This is a genomic window from Pseudomonas sp. ICMP22404 (assembly GCF_006227205.1).
GTDB lineage: Bacteria > Pseudomonadota > Gammaproteobacteria > Pseudomonadales > Pseudomonadaceae > Aquipseudomonas.
On sequence record NZ_VCNG01000011.1, the window covers coordinates 26,191 to 50,182 of the forward strand.

The window sequence follows — 23,992 nt, forward strand, 5'->3', positions numbered from 1 at the left end:
CGTTTCATGGATAAGACCAAGCAGGCCGCGTCGTTCGCGGTGCCACGCCACGTAGCGATCATCATGGACGGCAATAACCGCTGGGCCAAGAAGCGCTTCATGCCCGGTGTCGCCGGGCACAAGGCGGGGGTCGATGCGGTTCGCGCGGTCATCGAAGTGTGCGCCGAGGCTGGCGTCGAGGTGCTGACCCTGTTCGCTTTCTCCAGCGAAAACTGGCAGCGCCCGGCCGACGAGGTCAGCGCCTTGATGGAGTTGTTCCTCAAGGCTCTGCGTCGTGAGGCCAAGCGTCTCAACGAGAACAGCATCAGCCTGCGTATCATTGGTGATCGCTCACGCTTTCATCCGGAGTTGCAGGCCGCGATGCGCGAGGCCGAGGCCGCGACGGCCGGTGCTGATCGGTTTGTCCTGCAGATCGCCGCCAACTACGGCGGTCAGTGGGACATTGCCCAGGCAGCCCAGCGGCTGGCGCGGGAAGTCCAGGCCGGGCACCTGCGGCCGGAGGACATCACGCCTGAACTGCTGCAGACCTGTCTGGCTACGGGTGACCTGCCGCTGCCGGATCTGTGTATCCGCACCGGTGGCGAGCATCGCATCAGCAATTTTCTCCTTTGGCAGCTGGCTTACGCCGAGCTGTACTTCTCCGACCTGTTCTGGCCGGACTTCAAACACGAAGCCATGCGCGTTGCGCTGGCCGATTTCGCTTCCCGTCAGCGTCGTTTCGGTAAAACGAGCGAGCAGATCGAAGCTGGGGCCCGGGTTTAATGCTCAAACAACGAATCATCACTGCACTGATCCTGTTGCCCATCGCCCTGTGCGGTTTCTTCCTGCTTGACGGTGCGGGCTTTGCCCTGTTCATCGGGCTGGTCGTAACGTTGGGGGCATGGGAGTGGGCGCGGCTGGCCGGTTTTGCCGCGCAGTCGGCCCGTGTGACCTACGCCGCAGTCGTGGCGGCCATGCTGTTCATCATGTATGTGGTACCCGGTCTTGCACCCTGGGTGCTGGGCGCTTCGGTGCTGTGGTGGGCGACGGCGACCTTCCTGGTGTTGACCTACCCCCGCACGACCCATCATTGGGCCAATGCCGCGACCAAGCTGATGATCGGTCTCTTGATCCTGTTGCCGGCCTGGCAGGGTCTTATCTGGATCAAGCAAGGCGCGCTGGGCAACTGGCAGATCATGGCCGTGATGGTGCTGGTCTGGGGCGCCGATGTCGGGGCCTACTTCTCCGGCAAGGCGTTCGGCAAGCGCAAGCTCGCACCTCAGGTCAGTCCTGGCAAGAGCTGGGAAGGGGTCTACGGTGGTCTCGCTCTGAGCCTGGTGATTACGACCGTCGTCGGCGTTGCACGGGAATGGACGGCCGGCCAATTGCTGATCGGCCTGTTTGGCGCCGCCCTGATTGTCTTCGTCTCGGTGGTCGGGGACCTGACCGAAAGCATGTTCAAGCGCCAGTCCGGGATCAAGGACAGTAGCAATCTGCTGCCTGGCCATGGCGGCGTGCTGGATCGTATCGACAGCCTTACCGCTGCGGTCCCGATCTTCGCTGTGCTGCTGTGGATGGCGGCATCGTGAGTCGTCCTCAGCAGATCACGGTCCTGGGCGCTACCGGTTCGATTGGCCTGAGTACGCTGGACGTCATCGGCCGGCACCCGGAGCGCTACCAGGTCTTCGCTCTCAGCGGCTTTACGCGCCTGAGCGAGCTGCTGGCGTTGTGCATCCGTCACACCCCTCGGTTTGCCGTGGTGCCCGAAGCCGGTGTGGCGCGAGCACTGCAGGATGACCTGCGTGCCGCTGGCCTGCAAACCCGCGTGCTGGTGGGCGAGGAGGGCCTGTGCGAAGTGGCCTCCGATCCTGAAGTCGATGCGGTGATGGCGGCGATTGTCGGCGCTGCGGGTCTGCGCCCGACGCTGGCTGCGGTGGAGGCCGGCAAGAAGATCCTGTTGGCCAACAAGGAAGCGCTGGTCATGTCCGGCGCGTTGTTCATGCAGGCTGTAGGCAAAAGTGGTTCGGTACTGCTGCCGATCGACAGCGAACACAATGCGATCTTTCAATGCATGCCGCGGGATTTTTCCCGTGGCCTGGGTGCCGTGGGGGTCCGGCGGATCTTGCTGACGGCTTCCGGTGGCCCGTTCCGGCAGACACCGCTGTCAGAATTGGAGCATGTTTCACCCGAACAGGCCTGTGCACATCCGAATTGGTCCATGGGACGCAAGATTTCCGTGGATTCGGCCAGCATGATGAACAAGGGGCTTGAGCTGATCGAGGCCTGCTGGCTTTTCGATGCCAGGCCGTCCCAGGTCGAGGTGGTGATTCATCCGCAGAGTGTGATTCACTCGCTGGTGGACTATGTAGACGGTTCGGTGCTGGCCCAATTGGGTAACCCGGACATGCGCACGCCCATCGCCAATGCGCTGGCCTGGCCGGATCGAATCGATTCGGGTGTGGCGCCGCTGGACCTGTTCGCTATCGCCCGCCTGGATTTCCAGGCGCCCGATGAGCAACGCTTCCCTTGCCTGCGCCTGGCGCGGCAGGCGGCCGAGGCGGGCGACAGTGCCCCGGCCATGCTAAACGCCGCCAATGAGGTGGCGGTGGCCGCGTTTCTTGATGGACGTGTCCGTTACCTCGAGATCGCGAGTATCATCGAGGAAGTCTTGAATCTCGAGGCCGTGGTTGCCCTCGATGATCTCGACGCAGTATTCACCGTGGATGCCCGGGCCCGCGAGCTGGCGGGTCAATGGTTGAAGCGCCACGGACGCTGAGGCTGCGGTACGTTAGCCGGGGCTGCCCTGGACAGGATTGCGGAGAAAACAGATGAGCGCGCTCTATATGATTGTCGGCACCCTGGTTGCGTTGGGTGTGCTGGTCACTTTTCACGAATTCGGTCATTTCTGGGTCGCCCGTCGCTGTGGCGTGAAGGTCCTGCGTTTTTCCGTCGGCTTTGGCATGCCCTTGCTGCGCTGGCATGACAAGAAGGGCACCGAATTCGTTGTGGCCGCCATCCCGCTGGGCGGCTACGTGAAAATGCTCGACGAGCGTGAAGGTGAAGTGCCCGCCGATCAGCTTGATCAATCCTTCAATCGCAAGACTGTCCGGCAGCGCATCGCCATCGTAGCGGCGGGGCCGATCGCCAACTTCCTGCTGGCCATGGTGTTCTTCTGGGCGCTGGCCATGTTGGGTAGCGAGCAGGTACGTCCTGTCATCGGCGCGGTCGAGGCCGGCAGCGTTGCGGCCCGGGCGGGATTGAGCGCGGGTGAGGAAATCGTTGCCATTGACGGCGAGCCGACTTCCGGTTGGGCTGCCGTCAACCTGCAACTCGTGCGTCGGCTGGGTGAGAGCGGTTCGTTGCAGTTGATGGTGCGCGAGCAAGGCTCGACGACGGATTCTCCTCGGGAACTGGTATTGGATAACTGGCTCAAGGGGGCCGATGAGCCGGATCCGATCCGCTCCCTGGGTATCCGACCCTGGCGTCCGGCATTGCCTCCGGTGTTGGCCGAGCTCGATCCGAAGGGGCCGGCGCAGGCGGCTGGGCTGAAGACCGGTGATCGCCTGTTGGCCCTCGATGGTCAGTCGGTCAATGACTGGCAGCAGGTGGTCGACGCGGTTCGTGTACGTCCTGATACCAAAATTGTGCTGCACGTCGAGCGCGACGGTGCTCCAATCGACGTCCCGGTGACCCTGGCCGCTCGCGGCGAGAGCAAGACGCCAGCGGGTTACCTGGGGGCGGGCGTCAAGGCTGTCGATTGGCCACCGGAGATGATCCGCGAGGTCAGTTTTGGTCCGGTCGCAGCGATTGGCGAGGGTGCGCGTCGTACCTGGACCATGAGTGTCCTGACCCTCGACTCACTGAAGAAAATGTTGTTCGGCGAGCTCTCGGTAAAAAACTTGAGTGGACCGATAACCATTGCTAAAGTGGCGGGCGCTTCTGCCCAGTCGGGCGTTGCTGATTTCCTGAATTTCCTTGCTTATCTGAGCATTAGCCTGGGGGTTCTGAATTTGCTGCCCATCCCGGTACTGGATGGGGGGCATCTGCTGTTTTATCTGATCGAGTGGGCGCGTGGTCGTCCCTTGTCGGATCGGGTTCAAGGTTGGGGGATACAGATTGGTATCAGCTTGGTGGTCGGGGTGATGTTGCTTGCCTTGGTCAACGATCTGGGTCGTCTGTAACGCTTCGCTGAATTGCGAATCTGCCGCATTTTGCGGCAGTTTGTTTATTGCCAGTTGGAATAAGAAAGGACTTCATGAAACGTCTGCTGCTAACCGCGGTGTTTACCGTGTTGATGATCGCCGAAGTTCACGCCGAGTCCTTCACTATCTCTGATATTCGTGTCAACGGCCTCCAGCGGGTTTCCGCGGGTAGCGTCTTTGGTGCCTTGCCGTTGAACGTCGGCGAGCAGGCGGATGATCGGCGCCTGGTGGAGTCCACTCGTGCGCTGTTCAAGACCGGTTTCTTTCAGGATATCCAGCTGGGCCGTGACGGTAACGTCCTGGTCATTACGGTCGTCGAGCGGCCGTCAGTCGCCAGCATCGAGATCGAAGGCAACAAGGCGATCTCCACTGAAGACCTGATGAAAGGCCTCAAGCAGTCCGGCCTGGCCGAAGGCGAGATCTTCCAGCGCGCGACCCTCGAAGGTGTGCGTAACGAACTGCAGCGCCAGTACGTCGCCCAGGGTCGCTATTCGGCCACCGTCGACACCGAAGTGGTGCCGCAGCCACGTAACCGTGTGGGCCTGAAGGTCAACATCAACGAAGGCACCGTGGCAGCCATCCAGCACATCAACGTGGTGGGCAACACGGTTTTCCCCGACGAAGACCTGATCGACCTATTCGAACTCAAGACCACCAACTGGCTGTCGTTCTTCAAGAACGATGACAAGTACGCCCGTGAAAAACTCTCCGGTGACCTGGAGCGCCTGCGTTCCTACTACCTGGACCGTGGCTACATCAACATGGACATCGCTTCGACCCAGGTGTCCATTACCCCGGACAAGAAGCACGTCTACATCACCGTCAACGTCAACGAAGGCGAGAAGTACACGGTTCGCGACGTCAAGCTCAGCGGTGACCTGAAGGTGCCTGAAGACCAGGTCAAGTCGTTGCTGCTGGTACAGAAAGGCCAGGTGTTCTCGCGCAAGCTGATGACCACCACGTCCGAACTGATCACCCGCCGCCTGGGTAACGAAGGCTATACCTTTGCCAACGTCAACGGCGTGCCGCAACCACATGATGAAGACCACACCGTCGACATCACCTTCGCCGTGGACCCGGGCAAGCGTGCCTACGTCAATCGCATCAACTTCCGTGGCAACACCAAGTCCGAGGACGAGGTGCTGCGTCGTGAAATGCGCCAGATGGAAGGTGGCTGGGCTTCGACCTACCTGATCGACCAGTCCAAGACCCGTCTGGAGCGCCTGGGCTTCTTCAAGGAAGTCAACGTCGAGACTCCCGCGGTGCCGGGCGTCGACGACCAGGTCGATGTGAACTACAGCGTCGAAGAGCAGGCTTCCGGCTCGATCACCGCCAGTGTCGGTTTTGCCCAGAGCGCCGGCCTGATCCTCGGTGGCTCGATTACCCAGAACAACTTCCTGGGTACCGGTAACAAGGTCAGCATCGGCCTGACCCGCAGTGAATACCAGACCCGCTACAATTTCGGTTTCGTGGACCCCTACTGGACTGCCGACGGTGTGAGCCTGGGCTACAACGCCTTCTATCGCACCACCGACTATGACGAGCTCGACTCCGATATCTCCAGCTATGCGGTGGACAGCTATGGTGTCGGCGCCAACATCGGTTATCCGATCAGCGAGACCTCGCGCCTGACGTTCGGTCTGACTGCCCAGCAGGACAAGATCAACACCGGTAGATACACCGTCGACGAGATCTTCGATTTCGTTAACAAGGAAGGCGACAGCTACCTGAACTTCAAGGCGTCTGCCGGCTGGTCCGAATCGACCCTGAACAAGGGCGTGCTGGCGACACGTGGTCATTCCCAGAGCCTGGTTCTGGAAACCACCACGCCTGGCAGTGACCTGTCGTTCTTCAAGCTCGACTATCGCGGCCAGCTGTTCCAGCCGTTGACCGACACCTACACCATGCGCCTGCATACCGAACTGGGCTATGGTGATGGCTACGGGTCGACCGATGGCTTGCCGTTCTACGAGAACTATTACGCAGGTGGTTTCAACTCGGTACGTGGTTTCAAGGACAGTACCCTGGGCCCACGCAGCACCCCGAGCAAGGGCACCAACCCGGGTACCGTAGCCGACCCGGATCAGGACCCACTGCCGTTTGGTGGCAACGTACTCATCCAGGGTGGTCTTGAAGTTCTGTTCCCGATGCCGTTCGTCAAGGATCAGCGCTCGCTGCGGACCTCGGTATTCTGGGATGTGGGTAACGTCTTCGACTCCAAGTGCAGCGACACCACCAACACTAACGGCACCAAGTCCAACACTCAGTGCAACGACATCAGCCTCAGCAACATGGCCAGTTCCGTTGGTGTAGGCGTGACCTGGGTTACCGCGCTCGGTCCTTTGAGCTTCGCGCTGGCGATGCCGATCAAGAAACCGGATGACGCTGAAACCCAAGTGTTCCAATTCTCCCTCGGCCAGACGTTCTAAGCGTCTGACCCAAGATAACGACAATGGATTTTGTAGGAGTACATCGTGCGTAAGTTGACTCAATTGGTTCTCCTGGCGACCGTGCTGGTCGCAGGTCCGGCTTTTGCCGACATGAAGATCGCCGTTCTGAACTATCAGATGGCCTTGCTGGAATCCGACGCGGCGAAGAAATACGCCGTGGATGCGGAGAAAAAATTCGGCCCGCAACTGACCAAGCTCAAGAGCCTGGAAAGCAGTGCCAAAGGGATCCAGGATCGCCTGGTCGCCGGTGGCGACAAGATGGCCCAGGGCGAGCGTGAGCGTCTGGAGCTTGAATTCAAGCAAAAGGCTCGTGACTTCCAGTTCCAGTCCAAGGAACTGAACGAAGCGAAAGCCGTTGCCGACCGTGAAATGCTCAAGCAGCTCAAGCCGAAACTCGACAGCGCTGTGGAAGAAGTCATCAAGAAAGGTGGTTTTGACCTGGTGTTCGAGCGTGGCGCAGTGATCGATGTCAAACCTCAGTACGACATCACGCGCCAGGTCATCGAGCGCATGAATCAGCTGAAGTAATCCATGACAGCGACTATCAAACTCGGCCAGTTGGCCGAGTTCCTCGGAGCCACCCTGCGTGGCGACCCGGAGAAGGCAATTACTGGGCTAGCCACTTTGCAAGAGGCTGGCCCAGCTCAGTTGAGCTTCCTGGCAAATCCTCAATATCGCAAATACCTGGCCGATAGCCGGGCCGCGGCGCTGTTGCTCAAGGCTGCCGATGCCGAAGGTTTTGCCGGTGACGCGCTGATCGTGCCCGATCCGTACCTGGCGTACGCGCGGATTTCCCATCTGTTCGATCCCAAGCCCAAATCGGCTGCCGGCATTCATCCCAGTGCGGTAATTGCGGCGGATGCGGTGGTCGACCCGACGGCCAGCATCGGTCCTTTCGTGGTCATCGAGAGTGCGGCGCGGATCGGTGCCGGTGTCACGCTGGGTGCCCATTGTTTCGTCGGTGCCCGTAGCGAGATCGGCGAAGGTGGCTGGCTGGCTCCCCGGGTTACCCTGTATCACGATGTGCGCATCGGCAAGCGGGTGGTGATCCAGTCGGGCGCGGTGCTGGGCGGTGAAGGATTCGGTTTTGCCAACGAGAAGGGCATCTGGCAGAAGATTGCCCAGATCGGTGGCGTCACTGTCGGCGATGACGTGGAGATCGGCGTCAATACCGCCATCGACCGCGGCGCGCTGGCTGACACCGTCATCGGCAATGGTGTGAAGTTGGACAACCAGATCCAGATCGCCCACAACGTCCAGGTCGGTGACCACACCGCCATGGCGGCCTGCGTGGGTATCTCCGGCAGCACCAAGATCGGCAAGCACTGCATGCTCGCCGGTGGCGTGGGGCTGGTGGGGCATATCGATATCTGCGACAACGTTTTCCTGACCGGGATGACCATGGTGACCCACTCGATTACCGAGCCCGGTGCCTATTCCTCCGGTACGGCGATGCAGCCGGCGGCCGAATGGCGCAAGAGCGCGGCCCGTATCCGTCAGCTCGATGACATCGCGCGCCGCCTGAAACAGGTGGAAAAGCGTGTAGGGGACGTGACCCCTGGCGGTAATGCTTCATCAGATGGCTGATACCATTTCCATATCAAGTGTGCACGGCCGCCAGGCTTCCTTGATTTGCTAGCGGAGCGCGCGTCTACCGCGCACCTCCCAATCTTTACATAGGCTTCCCCCCGAAATGATGGACATCAACGAGATTCGCGAATACCTGCCTCACCGTTACCCGTTCCTGCTCGTGGATCGGGTAGTGGAGCTGGATGTTGAGGGCAAGCGCATTCGCGCCTACAAGAATGTCAGCATCAATGAGCCGTTCTTCAATGGTCACTTCCCTGCGCATCCCATCATGCCGGGCGTGCTGATCATCGAGGCCATGGCTCAGGCTGCCGGAATCCTTGGTTTCAAGATCATGGACGTGAAGCCCGCGGACGGCACGCTCTACTACTTCGTCGGGTCCGACAAGTTGCGTTTCCGCCAGCCGGTGACCCCGGGCGATCAGCTGATCCTCGAAGCCACGTTCATCAGTTGCAAGCGCCAGATCTGGAAGTTCGAATGCCAGGCTTCGGTCGACGGCAAGCCTGTCTGCTCCGCTGAAATCATTTGCGCGGAACGCAAACTATGAGTTTGATTGACCCTCGCGCAATCATCGATCCGACGGCCGTCCTGGCCGCCGATGTCGAGGTCGGCCCTTGGTCGATTATCGGCGCAGGTGTGGAAATCGGCGAGGGTACGGTGATCGGCCCGCACGTAGTGCTCAAGGGACCGACCCGGATCGGCCGGCACAATCGCATCTACCAGTTTTCTACGGTAGGCGAGGACACGCCCGATCTCAAATACAAAGGTGAAGAAACCCGCCTGGTCATCGGCGATCACAACGTGATCCGCGAGGGCGTGACGATTCACCGTGGCACCGTTCAGGATCGTTCCGAAACGACCCTGGGCGACCACAACCTGATCATGGCCTACGCCCACATTGGCCACGACAGCGTCATCGGCAACCATTGCATCCTGGTGAACAATACCGCGCTGGCCGGCCATGTCCACGTGGACGATTGGGCGATCCTGTCCGGCTTCACCCTGGTTCACCAGTACTGCCATATCGGCGCCCATAGCTTTTCCGGCATGGGCACCGCCATCGGCAAGGACGTCCCGGCTTATGTCACGGTGTTCGGCAATCCGGCCGAAGCCCGCAGCATGAACTTCGAAGGCATGCGTCGTCGTGGCTTCAGCGAAGATGCGATCAGTGCATTACGTCGCGCCTATAAGGTCGTGTATCGCCAGGGGTTGACCATCGAGCAGGCGCTCGTCGAGTTGACAGAGGCATCGACCCAGTTCCCGGAAGTCGCGGTGTTCCGCGATTCCATCCAGTCTTCGACCCGCGGCATCACTCGCTGACCATGGGTAATTTGCGTGTTGCGCTGGTGGCGGGCGAGGCTTCCGGCGATATCCTGGGTGCGGGCCTGATGCGAGCGCTCAAGGCTCAGCACCCGGCGGTCGAGTTCATCGGTGTCGGCGGACCATTGATGCAGGCCGAAGGGTTGACGTCCTATTTCCCGATGGAGCGCCTGTCGGTGATGGGGCTGGTGGAAGTGCTCGGTCGGCTGCGAGAGCTGCTGGCTCGGCGCAAGAAATTGATTGCGACCCTGATTGACGAAAAACCGGATGTGTTCATCGGCATCGATGCGCCGGATTTCACCCTCAACATCGAACTCAAGTTGCGTCAGGCCGGGATCAAGACCGTGCACTACGTCAGTCCCTCGGTCTGGGCCTGGCGGCAGAAGCGTGTGCTGAAGATTCGCGAAGGTTGCGACCTGATGCTGACGCTGCTGCCGTTCGAAGCGAGGTTCTATGAGGAGAATGGTGTGCCGGTGCGGTTTGTCGGACATACCCTGGCCGATACCATTCCCCTGGAAGCCGACCGCAAGGATGCCCGCCAGGCGTTGGGCTTGTCCGACGGGCCGCTGGTGGCGTTGATGCCTGGCAGCCGGGGCGGCGAGGTAAGTCGCCTGGGTGGTTTGTTTTTCGACGCCGCCGAGCGCCTTCGGGCGATGCGTCCCGACGTGCGTTTTGTCTTGCCGTGTGCCAGTGCGCAGCGGCGTGAGCAGCTCGAAGCGCTGCTGGCCGGCCGCGATTTGCCGGTCACGCTGCTCGACGGCCGCTCCCACCAGGCGTTGGCTGCTTGCGACGCGGTGTTGATTGCATCCGGCACTGCTACTCTTGAGGCGTTGCTGTACAAGCGCCCGATGGTGGTTGCCTATCGTCTGGCACCGCTGACGTTCTGGATCCTCAAGCGCATGGTCAAGAGTCCTTACATCTCCCTGCCGAACCTGCTGGCCCAGCGTTTGCTGGTGCCCGAGTTGCTGCAGGACGATGCAACGGCCGATGCATTGGCCAATACGCTGGCGCCGTTGATCGACGGCGGCCAGGAACAGACCCGCGGCTTTGACGAGATCCACCGCACGTTGCGTCGCGACGCCTCCAACCAGGCCGCAGACGCGGTACTGACCTTGATCGGTGCCAAACCATGAAGCATTCGAAGCAACAGATGGGCCTGGACTTCAACCTGGTCGCCGAAGTCGAAGAGCTGGTGGCGGGCGTCGATGAAGTAGGGCGTGGCCCATTGTGCGGCGCGGTGGTGACGGCGGCGGTGATTCTCGACCCGAACCGGCCGATCCTGGGTCTCAACGATTCCAAGAAGCTCACCGAGGCCCGTCGCGAGAAGCTCTACGACGAAATCTGCGAGAAAGCCCTGAGCTGGTGCATCGCCCGGGCCGAGGTCGAAGAAATCGATGAGCTGAATATCCTGCACGCCACCATGCTCGCCATGCAGCGAGCGGTGCAAGGCCTGCACATCACGCCGAAACTGGCGATGATTGATGGCAATCGTTGCCCGAAACTGTCGATGCGCGCCGAGGCGGTGATCCAGGGGGACGCGAAGGTGCCAGCTATTGCGGCGGCATCGATCCTGGCCAAGGTCAGCCGTGACCGGGAAATGAGCGCCTTTGAACTGATTTACCCAGGCTATGGCATCGGTGGCCACAAGGGTTACCCGACGCCTGTGCATCTGGAAGCCTTGGCGCGCCTGGGGCCAACGCCGATCCACCGGCGCTCGTTCGCGCCGGTGCGGTTGGCTTATGAGGCGCGTGAAGGTTTGGTAACAGCGGGTCCCCTTCAGCCAAGTGCAATCCCCTGCGCAAGCGAGCTCGCTCGCGAAGAGGGCGGCGCGGCTAACATTGATGTGGCCTGATACACAGCCTTCGCGAGCAGGCTCGCTCCCACAAGGTCGGTATTTCGACTGACGGGCATTCGCCACTCATACCCAAGGCCCGGTACAATCCGGGCCTTGTTGTTTTCATGACTTAACGCAGGATCACTATGCCGGCTTCATTCGTTCATCTACGCCTGCACACTGAGTACTCCCTGGTCGACGGTCTGGTGCGGATCAAACCACTGGTCAAGACCCTGGTGGGCATGAATATGCCTGCCGTGGCGGTCACCGACCAGAACAACATGTGTTCGCTGGTCAAGTTCTACAAGACCGCCATGGGCGGCGGGATCAAGCCGATCTGCGGTGCCGACCTGTGGCTGTCCAGCAAGGATCCGGACGCACCGTTGAGCCGTATCAGCCTGCTGGTCATGAACGCCGTGGGTTACCGCAACCTGACCGAGTTGATCTCCCGTGGCTTCATCGATGGCCAGCGCAACGGTTCGATCATCATCGAGCGCGAGTGGGTGGCCGAGGCCAGCGAAGGCCTGATCATGCTGTCGGCGGCCAAGGAAGGTGAAATCGGCCTGGCCCTGCTCAGCGGCAATGCCGAGGAAGCCGAGACGCTGGCTCGGGAGTGGATGGCGGTGTTCCCGGATCGCTTCTACATCGAAGTGCAGCGCACCAACCGTCCCAACGACGAGGAACACTTGCACGCTGCTGTGGCGCTGGCCGACAAGATCGGGGCGCCGCTGGTGGCGACCAACGACGTGCGCTTCATCAAGCAGGAAGACTTCGAAGCCCACGAGACCCGCGTCTGCATCGGTGAGGGCCGAGCCCTCGATGATCCGCGCCGGCCCAAGAACTACAGCGACCAGCAATACCTCAAAAGCGCCGAGGAAATGGCCGAGTTGTTCAGCGATCTGCCCGAGGCGCTGGAAAACACCGTCGAGATCGCCAAGCGCTGCAACATCGAAGTGAAGCTGGGCAAGCACTTCCTGCCCAACTTCCCGATTCCCGATGGCATGACCATCGACGAGTATTTCCGCAAGGTGTCGTTCGATGGCCTCGAAGAGCGCCTGAGCGTCCTGCTGCCCAAGGACACCACCGAAGATTACGAAGCCAAGCGCCAGGTCTATGTCGACCGGTTGAATTTCGAACTGGATATCATCATCCAGATGGGCTTCCCCGGTTACTTCCTGATCGTGATGGACTTTATCCAGTGGGCCAAGAGCAACGGCGTGCCGGTAGGGCCGGGGCGTGGATCGGGTGCCGGGTCGCTGGTGGCCTACGTGCAGAAGATCACCGACCTCGACCCGCTGGAATATGACCTGCTGTTCGAACGTTTCCTCAACCCGGAACGGGTTTCCATGCCCGACTTCGACGTCGACTTCTGCATGGACGGTCGTGACCGGGTGATCGATTACGTAGCCGAGAAATACGGTCGCAACGCGGTGAGCCAGATCATCACCTTCGGTTCCATGGCCGCCAAGGCGGTGGTGCGTGACGTGGCCCGGGTGCAGGGCAAGTCCTATGGCCTGGCGGATCGTCTGTCGAAGATGATTCCGTTCGAAGTCGGCATGACCCTGGAAAAAGCCTACGAGCAGGAAGAAATCCTGCGGGACTTCATCAAGGTCGATGAAGAGGCGGCGGAAATCTGGGAGATGGCCCGCAAACTCGAAGGCGTGGTGCGTAACGTCGGCAAGCACGCCGGTGGCGTGGTAATCGCGCCGACCAAGCTGACCGACTTCTCGCCGATCTATTGCGACGAGGAAGGCGACGGCCTGGTGACCCAGTTCGACAAGGATGACGTCGAGGCGGCGGGCCTGGTGAAGTTCGACTTCCTCGGCCTGCGAACCCTGACCATCATCGATTGGGCGCTGAAAACCATCAACCGCGACCGGGCCAAGGTCGGTGAAGAGCCACTGGACATCGCGTTCATTCCATTGGACGACAAACCGACCTACAGCCTGCTGCAAAAAGCCGAAACCACGGCGGTGTTCCAGCTTGAATCCCGCGGCATGAAGGAGCTGATCAAGAAGCTCAAGCCCGACTGCCTGGAAGACTTGATCGCACTGGTGGCCCTGTTCCGTCCGGGCCCGCTGCAATCGGGCATGGTGGACGACTTCATCAATCGTAAGCACGGTCGCGCCGAGCTGGCGTACCCGCACCCGGATTACCAGTACGACGGCCTCAAGCCGGTACTGGCGCCGACCTACGGCATCATCCTGTATCAGGAACAGGTGATGCAGATTGCCCAGGTCATGGCCGGCTACACCCTTGGCGGCGCGGACATGTTGCGTCGGGCGATGGGTAAGAAGAAGCCCGAGGAGATGGCCAAGCAGCGCGGCGGCTTCATCGAGGGCTGTGCGAACAACGGCATCGATGCGGACCTGGCCGGTAACATTTTCGACCTGGTGGAAAAATTCGCCGGCTACGGCTTCAACAAATCCCACTCTGCCGCCTATGGCCTGGTGTCGTACCAGACCGCGTGGCTGAAGGCGCATTATCCGGCGCCGTTCATGGCCGCCGTACTGTCGGCGGATATGCACAACACCGACAAGGTCGTGACCCTGATCGAAGAAGTGCGGACCATGAAGCTGCGCCTCGACGCGCCGGACGTGAACGCTTCGGAGTTCAAGTTCACGGTGAACGACGAGGGCCGCATCATCTATGGCCTGGGCGCGATCAAGGGCGTGGGCGAGGGCCCCGTGGAGGCCATCACCGAGGCACGCCAGGATGGGCCGTTCAAGGACCTGTTCGATTTCTGTGCCCGGGTCGACCTCAAGCGTATCAACAAGCGCACCCTCGACGGCTTGATCCGCAGCGGCGCGCTGGACCGGCTAGGTCCCTACTTCCATGACGAGCCCAAGGCCTATCAGGCCAACATCGACCGCAACCGCGCGGTGTTGCTGACAGCCATGGAAGAAGCGATCAAGGCCGCCGAACAGACCGCTCGCACCCATGACAGCGGCCACGCCGATCTGTTTGGTGGCCTGTTCGTCGAGGAAGATGCCGACGTCTACGGCAACCATCGCAAGGCCAAGGAGCTGACCCTCAAGGAGCGCCTCAAAGGCGAGAAGGACACCCTGGGGCTGTACCTCACCGGCCACCCGATCGATGAGTACGAAGGCGAAATCCGCCGCTTCGCCCGTCAGCGCATCATCGACCTGAAGCCGGCTCGCGATACGCAAACGGTCGCGGGGATGATCATCGCCCTGCGGGTGATGAAGAACAAAAAAGGCGACAAGATGGGGTTCATCACCCTCGACGACCGTTCCGGGCGTATCGAGGCATCGTTGTTTGCCGATGCGTTCCACTCGGCGCAGTCGCTGTTGCAGACCGACGCGATGGTGGTGGTGGAAGGCGAGGTCAGCAACGATGATTTCTCCGGTGGTCTGCGGCTGCGGGTCAAGCGGGTGATGAGCATGGAGGATGCCCGGACCAACCTGGCCGAGAGCCTGCGTCTGAAATTGCAGACCCAGGATCTCAAGGGCGACCAGCTACGCTGGCTGGGCGAGTTGTTCAAGCGCCATCGCGGTGCCTGCCCGATCACCATGGAGTACGTGCGCCCCGATGCCAAGGCCGTGCTGCAGTTCGGCGAGGGCTGGCGGATCGATCCGGCGGATGCGTTGATTCAAGCCTTGCGTGACCAGTTCGGCAAAGACAACGTCTTCCTCCAATACCGTTGACGGCCGGGGGCCACTCCTGGACTTGGAGTGTCCCTGACCGCGACCCGAATTTTTAATCTCGACCTGAACGCGCCTCTCCCTTAAGGTAGGGCGCGAATAGACAACCGGCCGGCCCAAGCTCTCTTGGACGTCGACCCAAGACGGACGCCTATGAACCCGAATTTTCTAGATTTCGAACAGCCGATCGCCGACCTGCAAGCCAAGATCGAAGAGTTGCGCTTGGTCGGTAATGACAATTCGCTGAATATCGGCGATGAGATCTCTCGTCTGCAGGACAAGAGCCGCACGCTGACCGAAGACATCTTCGGCAAGCTGACCAGCTGGCAGATCGCGCGCCTGGCGCGTCATCCGCGTCGTCCATACACCCTGGACTACATCGATCACATCTTCACCGAGTTCGACGAGTTGCACGGTGACCGTCACTTCTCCGACGACGCCGCGATCGTCGGCGGTGTCGCCCGCCTGGACGACCAGCCGGTGATGGTCATCGGTCACCAGAAGGGCCGCGAAGTACGCGAGAAAGTCCGTCGCAACTTCGGCATGCCGCGTCCGGAAGGCTATCGCAAGGCCTGCCGCCTGATGGAGATGGCCGAGCGCTTCAAGATGCCGATCCTGACCTTCATCGACACCCCGGGCGCCTACCCGGGCATCGACGCCGAAGAGCGCAACCAGAGTGAAGCGATTGCCTGGAACCTGCGGGTCATGGCCCGGTTGAAAACCCCGATCATCGCCACTGTGATCGGTGAAGGTGGTTCCGGCGGTGCTTTGGCCATCGGCGTCTGCGACCAGTTGAACATGCTGCAATACTCCACTTACGCGGTAATCTCGCCGGAAGGCTGCGCCTCGATCCTGTGGAAGACCGCCGAGAAGGCGCCGGACGCCGCGGAAGCCATGGGCATCACCGCCGAGCGTCTCAAAGGCCTGGGCATCGTGGATAAAGTGATCAACGAGCCAGTGGGCGGCGCTCACCGTGACCCGGCGGCGGCTGCCGCGCTGATTCGCGCAGAGCTGAGTTCGCAATTGTCGATGCTGAAGAAGTTCGACAACGACGCGCTGCTGGCCCGTCGCTACGAGCGGTTGATGAGCTACGGTCTCTGATTCGAACGCTATACCCCTGTGGGAGCGAGCCTGCTCGCGAAAGCGGTTTAACATTCAACAAATGAGTTGATTGATACACCGTTATCGCGAGCAGGCTCGCTCCCACAGTTGTTTGTGCCAAGGCTGATTCCTATGAACACCCGCGCGGATCTCCCCACCCGGCTCCTCACCCAACTGTCCCCCTGGCGCAACGCTAACGCCTGGCGCATCGCCTTCTCCGGTGGTCTCGACTCCAGCGTCCTGCTGCACCTGCTCGCATCGCTCTCGAGCACACATACACTGCCACCCCTCAGCGCTATCCACGTCCACCACGGCCTCCAGGTTGCGGCCGATGCCTGGCCGGAGCATTGTCGCCGGGTGTGTGAGGCGCTGGGGGTGCCGTTGCAGGTGGTTGAGGTCCAGGTCCGCCCCGGCGCCAGTCTTGAGCGGGCTGCCCGGGAGGCGCGCTACGCTGCCTTCGCCGCGGCGTTCCAGGGCAACGACGTACTACTCACCGCCCAGCACCGCGACGACCAGGCTGAAACCCTGCTGTTTCGCTTGCTGCGGGGGGCGGGCGTGCGGGGCCTGTCAGGGATGCCGAGGCAGCGTCCACTCGGACAGGGATGTTTGCTGCGCCCGTTGCTCGATGTGTCCCGCGGGGAGCTGGAAGCCTATGGGAAACAGCAGGGCTTGAGCTGGATCGAAGACCCGTCCAACAACGATCATCGGTACTCGCGCAACTACCTGCGCCAGCGGGTGTTTCCGCTGCTGACCGAACAGTGGCCCCAGGCTGCGTCGACCCTGGCCCGTGGCGCTGCGCACATGACAGAAGCCCAGGGTTTGCTGGATGACCTGGCGCGGATCGATCTGGCCGATGCAAGGTTCCCAGGCGTGTTTGACTGGCTCGGACTGCCATCCCTGGCGCTGGCACCTTTGCAGGCCTTGTCAGCCGCTCGCCAGCGCAATGCAATCAGCCACTGGCTGGCGGCCCTGACGACGCTGCCCGACAGCGACCACTGGGCCGGTTGGGATTCATTGCGTGACGCCGGGGACGATGCCCGGCCGATCTGGCGTCTGGCCGGCGGTGAGCTGCACCGGGCCGGCAGGCGGGTCTGGTGGTTATCCGACCATTGGCTGCAACCGGTCTCGGGCCGTGTCGAATGGCCCCGGGCCACTGATCCCCTGAGACTGCCGGGCAATGGCCGGGTGACCCTCAGTGGCAAAATCCCCGACGGTCGGCTTTGCGTGCGCTATCGTCAGGGCGGCGAGGTGATGGCGTTGCCCGGTCGTGGTCATCGGGATCTCAAGCGTTTGCTCAATGAAAGTGGCTTGCCGGCGTTCGTTCGCGGCCGATTGCCACTGTTGTATCGGGACGGGCAATTACTGGCGGTGGCCAACCTGCCGGGGCTCGACGGGGACGCTGATGGCACCTGGCAATTGCGTTGGCAGCCATTGGAGCAAGATCTGGGTTTGAGCTGAAAGGGGCTTTCCGGTAGACTACGCTCCCTTCTTGATACAACTTCTGTGGATTCGCCTGAATTGCAGGAGTTGCCGATTACCAAGCAGTCTTTGCTGGGCGATTCCAAAAAATGTGTAGCGAGCAACGTACCGGTGATTTTTCTTCCGGTCTGTCCCAACGCGGCGGTTTTTTTGAAAGGTGCACTGTGATTAATGCAGGTGATCGGGGGCTTCGGCCTTCCTTCGCTTTCCCCGGCGGCTCGGACCGCTTTAACGCAGACTTCTAGGGTTTTTCATGACGCGCTACATATTCGTCACGGGCGGTGTTGTTTCTTCATTGGGGAAAGGCATTGCCTCGGCTTCATTGGCGGCCATCCTGGAGGCGCGGGGACTTAAGGTCACCATGCTCAAGCTGGACCCGTACATCAACGTCGACCCGGGCACCATGAGCCCGTTCCAGCACGGCGAAGTGTTCGTCACCCACGACGGCGCCGAGACCGACCTGGACCTGGGCCACTACGAGCGGTTCATCCGCACGACCATGACCCAGAACAACAACTTCACCACCGGCCGCGTCTACGAGCACGTGCTGCGCAAGGAGCGTCGTGGTGATTACCTGGGCGCGACCATCCAGGTCATCCCCCACATCACCGACGAGATCAAGCGCCGCATCATCAAGGGTGCCGGCGACGCCGATGTGGCGATGGTCGAAATCGGCGGTACCGTGGGCGACATCGAGTCCCAGCCGTTCCTCGAAGCCATCCGCCAGTTGCGTTTCGAAATCGGCGCCAAGCGCGCGATGCTGATGCACCTGACGCTGGTGCCGTACATCGCCACTGCCGGCGAAACCAAGACCAAGCCAACCCAGCACTCGGTCAAGGAGCTGCGCTCTATCGGCCTGCAGCCGGACGTGCTGATCTGCCGCTCCGATCACCCGATCGATATTTCCTCGCGTCGCAAGATCGCCCAGTTCACCAACGTTGAAGAGCGCGCGGTCATCGGCCTCGAAGACGCCGACACCATCTACAAGATCCCGGGCATCCTGCACTCCCAGGGCTTGGACGATTTCGTCGTCGAGCGTTTCGGCCTGCAATGCGCCGGCGCCGACCTGTCCGAATGGGACGCTGTGGTCGATGCCAAGCTCAACCCTGAGCACGAAGTCACCATCGCCATGGTCGGCAAGTACATGGAACTGCTGGACGCCTACAAGTCGCTGATCGAAGCGATGAGTCATGCCGGTATCAGCAACCGCACCAAGGTCAACCTGCGCTACATCGACTCCGAAGACATCGAGAACCAGGGCACCGGACTGCTCGAAGGCGCCGATGCGATCCTCGTCCCGGGCGGCTTCGGCCTGCGGGGCGTGGAAGGCAAGATCACTGCTGTCCAGTACGCTCGCGAAAACAAGGTGCCGTACCTGGGTATCTGCCTGGGCATGCAAGTGGCGGTCATCGAGTTCGCCCGTAACGTGATGGGCTGGAAGGACGCCAACTCCACCGAGTTCGATCGCGCCAGCGGTCACCCGGTCGTGGGCCTGATCACCGAGTGGGAAGACGCCACCGGTGCCGTGGAAGTGCGGACCGAAACCTCCGACCTGGGCGGCACCATGCGCCTCGGCGCCCAGGAATGCCTGCTCGAAGCCGGCTCCCTGGTGCACGATTGCTACGCCAAGGATGTGATCGTCGAGCGTCACCGCCATCGTTATGAAGTGAACAACAAGCTGCTGCCGCAACTGATCGAAGCCGGCCTGAAAATCTCCGGTCGCTCCGGCGATGGCGCGCTGGTCGAAGTGGTCGAGTCCCCGGATCATCCATGGTTCGTGGCTTGCCAGTTCCACCCCGAGTTCACCTCGACGCCACGGGACGGTCATCCGCTGTTCAGCGGTTTCGTGAAGGCCGCTTTGGCTCAACACCAGAAAAAGGCATAAGACGATGGCCCAGAAGATCATTCGCGTTGGCGACATCGAAATTGCCAACGACAAGCCCATGGTGCTGTTCGGCGGCATGAACGTGCTGGAAAGCCGCGACATGGCGATGCAGGTCTGCGAGGAGTACGTCAAGGTGACCCAGAAACTGGGTATTCCTTACGTCTTCAAGGCCAGCTTCGACAAGGCCAACCGGTCGTCCGTGACCTCTTACCGGGGCCCGGGCCTGGAAGAAGGCATGCGGATCTTCCAGGACATCAAGCAAGCCTTCGGCGTGCCGATCATCACCGATGTCCACGAGCCTGACCAGGCCGCGGTCGTCGCCGAGGTCTGCGACATCATCCAATTGCCGGCCTTCCTGTCGCGCCAGACCGACCTCGTGGTCGCGATGGCCAAGACCGGTGCGGTGATCAACATCAAGAAAGCCCAGTTCCTCGCGCCCCAGGAAATGAAACACATCCTGAGCAAGTGCGAAGAGGCCGGGAACGATCAGTTGATCCTCTGCGAGCGCGGTTCGAGCTTCGGCTACAACAACCTGGTAGTGGACATGCTCGGCTTCGGCATCATGAAGCAGTTCGAATACCCGGTGTTCTTCGACGTGACCCACGCGCTGCAGATGCCTGGCGGCCGTTCCGACTCCGCCGGTGGCCGTCGCGCCCAGGTGACCGACCTGGCCAAGGCCGGCATGAGCCAGTCCCTGGCGGGCCTGTTCCTCGAGGCCCACCCTGACCCGGATAACGCCAAGTGCGACGGCCCCTGCGCCTTGCGCCTGAACAAGCTGGAGCCGTTCCTGTCTCAGCTCAAGGCGTTGGACGAGCTGGTCAAGAGTTTTCCGACGGTAGAAACCGCGTAACGCGGTTTTCTCCGGTAAAGTACCGCTCGATTATCGCTCTGGCCCGCTGGCCGCACTGCTCTTGTGGGAGCATGGCTTGCCAGCGATGGCGCCCTTGAGGCCCCCATCGCCGGCAAGTCGTGCTCCCACAGCGTTTCGTCAACTTTGGAGTGTTTACAACAATGGCAAAAATCGTCGACATCAAAGGTCGTGAAGTTCTCGACTCCCGTGGCAACCCCACTGTTGAAGCGGACGTGCTTCTCGACAACGGCATCATCGGCAGCGCCTGCGCGCCGTCCGGTGCTTCCACTGGCTCGCGCGAAGCGCTGGAGCTGCGTGATGGCGACAAGAGCCGTTACCTGGGCAAGGGCGTACTGAAGGCCGTTGCCAACATCAACGGTCCGATCCGTGACCTGTTGCTGGGCAAGGATCCTGCCGACCAGAAAGCCCTCGACCTGGCCATGATCAAGCTCGACGGCACCGAGAACAAAGCCACTCTGGGCGCCAACGCGATCCTCGCCGTCTCCCTGGCCGCCGCCAAGGCTGCCGCCCAGGACCAGGACCTGCCGCTGTACGCCCATATCGCTAACCTCAACGGTACGCCGGGCATTTACTCGATGCCGGTTCCGATGATGAACATCATCAACGGCGGCGAGCATGCCGACAACAACGTCGACATCCAGGAATTCATGGTCCAGCCGGTTGGCGCCAAGTCCTTCTCCGAAGGCCTGCGCATGGGCACCGAGATTTTCCATCACCTCAAGGCCGTGCTGAAGGCTCGTGGCCTGAGCACCGCCGTTGGCGACGAAGGCGGTTTCGCACCGAACCTGGCGTCCAACGAAGACGCGCTGAAAGTCATCTCCGAAGCCGTGGCCAACGCCGGCTACAAGCTGGGCACCGACGTGACCCTGGCCCTGGACTGCGCCGCCAGTGAGTTCTTCGAAGACGGCAAGTACAACCTGTCCGGCGAAGGCCAGGTGTTCACTGCCGAAGGTTTTGCCGACTATCTCAAGGGCTTGACCGAGCGCTACCCGATCATCTCCATCGAAGACGGCCTGGACGAGTCCGACTGGGCCGGCTGGAAAATCCTCACCGACAAGATCGGCGAGAAAACCCAGCTGGTGGGCGACGATCTGTTCGTGACCAACACCAAGATCCTGAAAGAAGGCATCGACAAGAAGATCGCCAACTCGATCCTGATCAAGTTCAACCAGATCGGCACCCTGACCGAAACCCTGGAAGCCATCCAGATGGCCAAGGCCGCCGGCTACACCGCGGTGATCTCCCACCGTTCCGGTGAAACCGAGGATTCGACCATCGCCGACCTGGCCGTGGGCACCGCGGCAGGGCAGATCAAGACCGGTTCGCTGTGCCGTTCGGACCGCGTTTCCAAGTACAACCAACTGCTGCGTATCGAAGAGCAGTTGAACGGCAAGGCCAAGTACAACGGTCGTGCCGAGTTTCGCGGTTAAGCGGTAAATGGTAAAAAGACAGCGGGTTAGGTCGCAAAAGTCGCTATAGCGGCGGTTTTGCTTCTAATCTGATGCCTTATGAAGCACAAGCCTGGTTCTTCCAGGCTTCGTGCTATCAGACGTTTCAAAGTTTGGCATGGCGGTCTTTTTTCACTGGATACCTGATATTCGATGCGCAGTCCCAATTGGTTGTTTCTTGTCTTGCTCCTGTTGCTGGCCGGCCTGCAGTACCGCCTGTGGGTGGGTAATGGCAGCCTGGCGCAAGTGGCCGACCTGACTCAGCAGATTGCCGACCAGCATGCCGAGAACGAGGCATTGCTGGAGCGTAATCGGGTGATGGACGCCGAAGTGATGGAGCTGAAAAAAGGCATGGAGACCGTTGAAGAGCGGGCTCGTCATGAGTTGGGCATGGTCAAGGAGGGCGAAACCCTCTACCAGTTGGCCCAATGAGTATCCGATTGCCGGCCTTCTGGGCCGTGATTCCTGCCGCGGGCGTCGGAGCCCGTATGGCCGCGGACCGTCCCAAGCAATACCTGCAACTGGGCGGGCGCACAATTCTCGAACACAGCCTCGGCTGTTTCCTCGATCATCCGACCGTCAAGGGCGTGGTGGTCTGCGTTGCACACGATGATCCTTACTGGCCGACCCTGGCTTGTGCCGACGACGCTCGCATCCAGCGGGTGGACGGTGGCGCGCAGCGTTCGGATTCGGTGCTCAATGCCTTGCTGCACCTGCATGCCCAGGGCGCCGACGATCACGATTGGGTGCTGGTACATGATGCTGCCCGGCCCAACCTGTCCCGGGACGATCTGGACACCCTGCTCGGCGAGCTGGCGAACGACCCGGTCGGTGGCCTGTTGGCCGTCCAGGCGCGCGATACCCTCAAACGCGTCGACAAGCATGGCCGTGTAGTGGAAACCGTTGATCGCAGCGTAATTTGGCAAGCCTATACACCGCAGATGTTTCGCCTTGGTGCCTTGCATCGGGCGTTGGCCGACAGTTTGGTGGCGGATGCCGTGATTACCGATGAAGCTTCGGCCATGGAGTGGGCGGGGCAGGCACCTCGGTTGATCGAGGGGCGCTCGGACAACATCAAGGTCACCCGTCCCGAAGACCTGGAGTGGTTGCGCCAGCGTTGGGCTTATCGCCACTGAGTGAAATCGCCATCGCGAGCAGGCTCGCTCCCACAAGGGTTTCTGTCGTACACAGAATATGTGTCGATTTAAGATCCACTGTGGGAGCGAGCCTGCTCGCGATAGCTATTGCCCAGGCCCTGAAACACTGGCTTCATCCCCGGTACTCCGGTCGCTCAGCCAGCCCTTCCTTCAAGTAATCCACCAGCTTGCGCACCTTCGGCGACAGATGCCGTTGCTGTGGATACAACGCCCACACCGCCGTGTTCGGTGGCTGATGCGCCTCCAGCAGCGAGATCAACGCGCCGCTGTGCAGATGCTCCAGCACGTAGTAATCCGGCAACTGGCACAACCCGACCCCTTGCAAGGTCGCCTCCAGCACCGCTTGGCCGCTGTTGCAGCGCCAGTTTCCCTGTACGCGCTGGGAAAATTCCCGCCCGTTCTGTTCCAGTTGCCAGAGGTCGGAACTGCCGATCAGGCAGTTATGGCGGCTCAATTCCGACAAGCTATGGGGCCGGCCATACCGTTCCAGGTAAGACGGCGAGGCGCACAGGTACATGCGACGTGGTGCGAGGCGCGTGGCAATCAGACGAGAGTCCTGCAGGCGACCGAGGCGAATCGCCAGGTCCAGCCCTTCGTGGACCAGGTCAAGGGGCCGGTTGCTCAGTTCGATGTCTACCCGCAATTGCGGGTAAAGCCCCATGAACCGTGTCACCAGCGGCACGATGAACCGCTCGCCATAGGCCACCGCACAGGTCATTCGCAACATGCCCTTGGGTTCGCTGGTGAGGTCGCCCACTGCCCGGAGTGCTTCCTCGCGACCATCCTGCAACCGTTGGCAATGCTGCAGAAAGGTTTGCCCGGCCTCGGTCAGGGTCACCCGACGGGTGCTGCGATAGAGCAATCGGGTCTGTAGCCGTTCTTCAAGCCGTACGATCTGTCGACTGATATGCGAGGACGAGACCCCGAGGCGTTCGGCAGCGGCGGTGAATTGGCTGCACTCGGCCACGGCGACGAATTCGTCGATTCCTTCCCAGCGGTTATCGGACATGGATT

Annotated in this window: 19 protein-coding genes and 1 pseudogene; 19 read left to right on the top strand and 1 reads right to left on the bottom strand. The window is 61.1% G+C overall.

The genetic code is table 11. The annotated features are described in order from the left end of the window. Positions 1-6 precede the first annotated feature (6 nt). From uppS to ispD, 19 genes and pseudogenes are all read left to right on the top strand, one after another. Complete coding sequence (gene uppS / locus FGE05_RS19005; protein WP_024779014.1) at positions 7-762, top strand: polyprenyl diphosphate synthase; 756 nt, start codon at positions 7-9, stop codon at positions 760-762. Then, a complete protein-coding gene (locus tag FGE05_RS19010) occupies positions 762-1,568 on the top strand; it encodes a phosphatidate cytidylyltransferase (protein ID WP_139647355.1) in 807 nt (268 codons plus the stop codon). The genes uppS and FGE05_RS19010 overlap by 1 nt, the downstream gene beginning before the upstream one ends. Next, complete coding sequence (gene ispC / locus FGE05_RS19015; protein ID WP_139647357.1) at positions 1,565-2,755, top strand: 1-deoxy-D-xylulose-5-phosphate reductoisomerase; 1,191 nt, start codon at positions 1,565-1,567, stop codon at positions 2,753-2,755. Before FGE05_RS19010 ends, ispC begins: the two co-directional genes overlap by 4 nt. Before the next feature lie 52 nt (positions 2,756-2,807). After that, positions 2,808-4,160, top strand: a complete 1,353-nt coding sequence (gene rseP, locus FGE05_RS19020) for a sigma E protease regulator RseP (protein WP_139647359.1) — start codon at positions 2,808-2,810, stop codon at positions 4,158-4,160. 74 nt (positions 4,161-4,234) lie between these two features. Further along, positions 4,235-6,610 carry an outer membrane protein assembly factor BamA gene (gene bamA / locus FGE05_RS19025; protein ID WP_139647361.1) on the top strand — a complete coding sequence of 792 codons (2,376 nt, stop codon included), beginning with the start codon at positions 4,235-4,237 and terminating at the stop codon, positions 6,608-6,610. A 45-nt stretch (positions 6,611-6,655) separates the two neighbouring features. Continuing rightward, complete coding sequence (locus FGE05_RS19030; protein ID WP_024779019.1) at positions 6,656-7,159, top strand: OmpH family outer membrane protein; 504 nt, start codon at positions 6,656-6,658, stop codon at positions 7,157-7,159. Positions 7,160-7,162: 3 nt separating this feature from the next. Next, a complete protein-coding gene (gene lpxD / locus FGE05_RS19035) occupies positions 7,163-8,218 on the top strand; it encodes a UDP-3-O-(3-hydroxymyristoyl)glucosamine N-acyltransferase (RefSeq protein ID WP_139647363.1) in 1,056 nt (351 codons plus the stop codon). A 106-nt stretch (positions 8,219-8,324) separates the two neighbouring features. Continuing rightward, positions 8,325-8,765, top strand: a complete 441-nt coding sequence (gene fabZ, locus FGE05_RS19040) for a 3-hydroxyacyl-ACP dehydratase FabZ (RefSeq protein WP_139647365.1) — start codon at positions 8,325-8,327, stop codon at positions 8,763-8,765. Then, entirely contained in the window at positions 8,762-9,538 is a 777-nt protein-coding gene (gene lpxA, locus FGE05_RS19045; RefSeq protein ID WP_139647367.1) for an acyl-ACP--UDP-N-acetylglucosamine O-acyltransferase, read from the top strand. The genes fabZ and lpxA overlap by 4 nt, the downstream gene beginning before the upstream one ends. A gap of 2 nt (positions 9,539-9,540) precedes the next feature. Next, a complete protein-coding gene (gene lpxB, locus FGE05_RS19050) occupies positions 9,541-10,671 on the top strand; it encodes a lipid-A-disaccharide synthase (protein WP_139647369.1) in 1,131 nt (376 codons plus the stop codon). After that, positions 10,668-11,270, top strand: a pseudogene (rnhB, locus tag FGE05_RS19055) (ribonuclease HII); the annotation flags it as partial. The gene lpxB and the pseudogene rnhB, both read left to right, overlap by 4 nt. A 248-nt stretch (positions 11,271-11,518) precedes the next feature. Next, on the top strand, positions 11,519-15,040 hold the full coding sequence (dnaE, locus tag FGE05_RS19060) for a DNA polymerase III subunit alpha (protein WP_139647372.1): 3,522 nt from the start codon (positions 11,519-11,521) through the stop codon (positions 15,038-15,040). Positions 15,041-15,190: 150 nt separating this feature from the next. Continuing rightward, the gene (locus FGE05_RS19065; protein WP_024779026.1) at positions 15,191-16,138 is read left to right on the top strand and encodes an acetyl-CoA carboxylase carboxyltransferase subunit alpha; all 948 of its coding nucleotides are present in this window, start codon (positions 15,191-15,193) and stop codon (positions 16,136-16,138) included. 132 nt (positions 16,139-16,270) lie between these two features. Beyond that, complete coding sequence (gene tilS / locus FGE05_RS19070) at positions 16,271-17,596, top strand: tRNA lysidine(34) synthetase TilS (RefSeq protein WP_139647374.1); 1,326 nt, start codon at positions 16,271-16,273, stop codon at positions 17,594-17,596. A gap of 274 nt (positions 17,597-17,870) precedes the next feature. Continuing rightward, complete coding sequence (locus FGE05_RS19075) at positions 17,871-19,502, top strand: CTP synthase (RefSeq protein WP_024779028.1); 1,632 nt, start codon at positions 17,871-17,873, stop codon at positions 19,500-19,502. Positions 19,503-19,506: 4 nt separating this feature from the next. Continuing rightward, on the top strand, positions 19,507-20,352 hold the full coding sequence (kdsA, locus tag FGE05_RS19080; protein ID WP_139647375.1) for a 3-deoxy-8-phosphooctulonate synthase: 846 nt from the start codon (positions 19,507-19,509) through the stop codon (positions 20,350-20,352). A gap of 161 nt (positions 20,353-20,513) precedes the next feature. Further along, positions 20,514-21,803, top strand: coding sequence for a phosphopyruvate hydratase (gene eno / locus FGE05_RS19085; RefSeq protein ID WP_139647377.1), 1,290 nt, complete (start codon positions 20,514-20,516; stop codon positions 21,801-21,803). Between the two features lie 171 nt (positions 21,804-21,974). After that, the gene (ftsB, locus tag FGE05_RS19090) at positions 21,975-22,253 is read left to right on the top strand and encodes a cell division protein FtsB (protein WP_024779031.1); all 279 of its coding nucleotides are present in this window, start codon (positions 21,975-21,977) and stop codon (positions 22,251-22,253) included. Further along, positions 22,250-22,957: a 2-C-methyl-D-erythritol 4-phosphate cytidylyltransferase gene (ispD, locus tag FGE05_RS19095; RefSeq protein ID WP_139647379.1), complete on the top strand. Its 708-nt coding sequence runs from the start codon at positions 22,250-22,252 to the stop codon at positions 22,955-22,957. The genes ftsB and ispD overlap by 4 nt, the downstream gene beginning before the upstream one ends. A gap of 133 nt (positions 22,958-23,090) precedes the next feature. On the opposite strand, the gene FGE05_RS19100 is transcribed toward ispD, so the two are convergent. Then, positions 23,091-23,987 carry a LysR substrate-binding domain-containing protein gene (locus tag FGE05_RS19100; protein WP_024779033.1) on the bottom strand — a complete coding sequence of 299 codons (897 nt, stop codon included), beginning with the start codon at positions 23,985-23,987 and terminating at the stop codon, positions 23,091-23,093. Positions 23,988-23,992: the final 5 nt, after the last annotated feature.